The 3,576-nt window shown below is 63.6% G+C and carries 4 protein-coding genes; 1 reads left to right on the top strand and 3 read right to left on the bottom strand.

Annotation, left to right across the window (positions count from 1 at the left end; genetic code table 11):
- On the bottom strand, nt 1-555 hold a 555-nt coding region (locus AYR66_RS12085; RefSeq protein WP_141104232.1), incomplete at its 3' end, for an FAD-dependent oxidoreductase.
- Complete coding sequence (locus AYR66_RS12080) at nt 533-2,167, bottom strand: FAD-binding oxidoreductase (protein ID WP_088707679.1); 1,635 nt, start codon at nt 2,165-2,167, stop codon at nt 533-535. The genes AYR66_RS12080 and AYR66_RS12085, both read right to left, overlap by 23 nt.
- Nucleotides 2,168-2,258: 91 nt before the next feature.
- Between AYR66_RS12080 and AYR66_RS12075 the strand changes: the two genes are divergently transcribed.
- Nucleotides 2,259-3,287 (top strand): AraC family transcriptional regulator, encoded by a 1,029-nt coding sequence (locus AYR66_RS12075; RefSeq protein WP_088707678.1) that lies wholly within the window; start codon nt 2,259-2,261, stop codon nt 3,285-3,287.
- On the opposite strand, the gene AYR66_RS29555 is transcribed toward AYR66_RS12075, so the two are convergent.
- A partial coding sequence (locus tag AYR66_RS29555; RefSeq protein ID WP_206047154.1) for a hypothetical protein occupies nt 3,238-3,576 on the bottom strand: 339 nt, incomplete at its 5' end. The two genes, AYR66_RS12075 and AYR66_RS29555, sit on opposite strands and share 50 nt — an antisense overlap.

Below are 3,576 nucleotides of genomic sequence, written 5' to 3'. Positions count from 1 at the left end.
GCCCGCTGTACCGCCTGCACCTGAGGCCTCCTGAAGGACGCGCAAGACGAGACGCGCGTCGTCGGTCCTCGCATCGGCGTAGCAGAGGCCGCCCTCCAGTCCTTCGCGACGGATGTGCGGCGCGAGCATGAGGAATTCATCGGCGGGGTAGTAATGCCGCATACGCTGTCCAGCCATCATGTCGTAGAGCGCGAGACCGGCGGAGAACAGCCGGCGGCCGGGCTTGCGGCCGCGGTAATCGGCGAAGGCAAAACCCTGCGTTTCGACCAGGCCGGGTGCTTCCATGAGCAGGTTTTCGCGCTCGCGCACCGAATCGCGCGTCAGGAACAGCTTGCCCTCGCGCAGATAACGCAGCCCGCCATGCACGAGCTTGGACGAGCGGCTCGACGTGCCCCATGCGAAGTCACGCTGTTCCACCAGCAATGCCTTCAATCCTTGTCGTGCAGCTTCCAGCAGGATGCCGGCGCCGGTGATGCCGCCGCCGATGACGAGCACGTCCCATTCGTGCGTGCTGAGCGAAGCCGGCAGGACGTCACGCGAGTTTGCGGGCCACATCGGTTGCCTCCTCGTTGCATGCGCCGGTCAGCTTGCCGGGATTCATCAGCCCTTGCGGATCGAAGTGGCGGAACACCTGCCGCATTGCGGCGATGCCGAGTTCCCCCTTTTCCGCGTGCAGGTAGGGCGCGTGGTCGGTGCCGACGCCGTGCTGGTGGCTGATGGTGCCACCGGATGCAACGATGGCTTCGCTTACCGCGGCTTTCAGCCTGCGCCAGCGTGCGAAGTCGGTGTTGAAATTGCCCGTGAGCCGGTAGACGAAGGTGGAGTACACGCTGGCGCCCTGCGGATAAATGTGCGACAGGTGGGTGTAGGCATGCACCCGTTCGCCTTCGGCATGCAGGACCTGGGCCGCCGCCTGTTCAATCGCATGCATGGTCGGCTGCACCCGCAGCCAGTCGATTGCGGTTTCCACCGTGTCGACCGCGTAGCCGCGGCCCCAGAGCGCATTACGCAGGTAGACGTTGCGAAAACGGTTGGCTTTCCATTTACGGCCGATCGCCTCGCCGGCATGCACGCCGTGGTGATTGCGCGCAATGCGCAACGCGTTGCCGATTGCCTGTTGCACAGGGAGCCGATCGCCGCTGGCGCCCATCAGCAGCAGGCATTTGCCGTGAGCGCAGCCGCGCAAACTGAGGTAGCGTTCAAGCAAGCCGATCAAGCCCTTGTTTCCGGCCAGCCGCAAGGTCGTCATGGTCTCCACCGGATTCGACAGCCGCAGCATCGACAGTGGAATGCGGGCCTGCGCGATGTGGCGCAACGCGGTTTCGGCCTCGCGCCAGCCGGGGAAGAACACCGCGTGGAAGGAGTCGGATTGCGGCAGGCGCGAGATGCGTACTGTTGCCTCCGTCAGGATGCCGATCCGTCCTTCCGAACCCAGCACCAGTTCGCGCAGGTCGATGCCTGCCGCAGAAGCGGGAAATGCAGGGATGTGGAGCGTGCCCTGCGGCGTTTCCATCCGTCCACCTGCGAACAGTTGCTCGATGCGGCCATAGCGCAGCGACTGCTGCCCTGAGGAGCGTGTGACGATCCATCCGCCCAGCGTGGAATATTCAAACGATTGCGGGAAGTGACCGAGCGTATATCCCCGCGCGCGCAGTTGCGCTTCCAGCTCGGGACCCGCGACGCCGGCACCGAAGGTGGCGAGCTGCGCATCGGGATCGAAGTCGAGCAGACGGTTCAGGCGCGAGAGGTTGATGGTCAGGACGGGGCGGGCACCGGCGGGTGCACCGAGATGTCCGACGACGCTGGTGCCGCCTCCGTATGGAATCACGGCAGCGTCGTGGCGTGCGGCGAAATCCAGAAGTTCGCGCACCTGCTCGCTGCTTTCCGGAAATGCCACGCCATCCGGCAGCGGACCGGGTACGCCATAACGCAACCTCAGCCAGTCTTGCATGCTCTGGCCGAGGCCGTTGCGCAGGCGGACCGGCGCCGAGATGTCGACCAGGCGATGCGGTCGCAATCTGCTCGGCGGCACGCGGTTGCATACATCTTCGAATGCGGCATCCGCCATTGCGATGCCTTGGCCGACACGTTCGCGCAGGAAGTGCAGCGCATCCTCTTGCAAGGGAAAATCGATCGTATCGTCGCCCCAGCCATTCCATCGTCTCATCCATCCGCTCCTTTTGTTTATACTTTGGCAGCAGCTTATTGAGCGATGGCTTCCTTGTATTGCGCGTTCATGCCAACCCATTTGTCCCAACATGCCAAGCACGCCTTCATCCGTAATTGATCAAGCATCCGGCATCGTCGCTGTTGCCTACCTGCAACCTCTGCTCGAGGCTGCAGCGGCGCGCGGCGTCAATGCGGACAAACTCGCGCGGGCCGCGGGGCAAATGTTGTCGCCGTTGCCAGAGTCCGTTTCCGCCGATGCGTACCTGCGCCTGCTCGACACCGGCGCCGAATTCGCGCATGACCCGCATTTCGGCCTGCATGTCGGTGAATGCGTAAAGCTTGGTGCGTACAACGTCTACGGCCTCATCCTGCTGAGCTGCCGTGATTTTGGGCAGGCCTTGCAGCAGACCTTGCGTTTCGAGGGGCTGGCGCATGACCTCGGGCGTTCAGCCTTGCGCATCGACGGCCCCGTGGCTGAGTATCGCTGGGATAGTGCGATGCCCGATGCGAGCCGGCATCTCGTGGAAAGCGTATTCGCCGGTATCCAGGTAATTGGCAGCTGGCTGGCGGGGAGGGAATTGCCGCGCGCGGTGGTCGCGTTCCGCCATGCGGCTCCGGAAGACTGCAGCGAGCACCGCCGCATCTTTGGCGAGAACCTGCGCTTCAACGCAGAAGCCAATGTCGCACGCTTTGATTCCGCGCTGCTTGCGTGGCCCGTGCGCAATGCGGATGTCGGCCTGTATCCAGTGCTGCAGCAGCATGCGGAGCAATTGCTGCGCGAGAAGCAGCGCGTCCAGGCGGATGCGGGGATTGTGGGGCAGGTACGTGGCGCGATTGTGCGCAACCTGGCGCAGGACCGCGTGCGGCTGGCTTCGATCGCAGAAGAGTTGAACATCACTCCGCGCACGCTGCAGCGCAAGCTGTCAGACGCCGGTGCGACGTTCCAGCAGGTGCTGGACAACATAAGGCATGAACTTGCACTCGACTATCTCGCACGCGACCGGCTCAGCCTGGCGGAAATCGCCTTCCTCCTGGGGTACCAGGAGCAAAGCTCCTTCTGTCATGCGTTCAAGGAGTGGACCGGACTGAATCCCGGTGCGTACCGCGATAGTCTGTAGAGGCCCAGTGCGCCGGCAGTGAGCGGCACGGCACGCCGCCGGGATGTTTCACTGGTAGCGGCTGGTATGCGGAGACCGCGTCGTACATGCGCATGATGCGGCTGATGGCATCCATGACTTGCGCGTTGCTGAGCACATCGACAGCCGCCCTTATTTCCTGCGTCACATGTTTCACAGGGAAGCGCGAGATGCCGCTGACGAGGTCGGCGAAATCTTCAGAGACTTCGGAAGGCAGGTCGCGCGGCTTGAGCTTGATCAGCCTGCCGAGTGCCACCTGCAGCCGGGTACG

It is taken from the genome of Noviherbaspirillum denitrificans, from assembly GCF_002211445.1.
Classification (GTDB): domain Bacteria; phylum Pseudomonadota; class Gammaproteobacteria; order Burkholderiales; family Burkholderiaceae_D; genus Noviherbaspirillum; species Noviherbaspirillum denitrificans.
The sequence above is the reverse complement of the archived record's forward strand: the minus strand, read 5'-3'. Positions and strand labels throughout refer to the sequence as shown.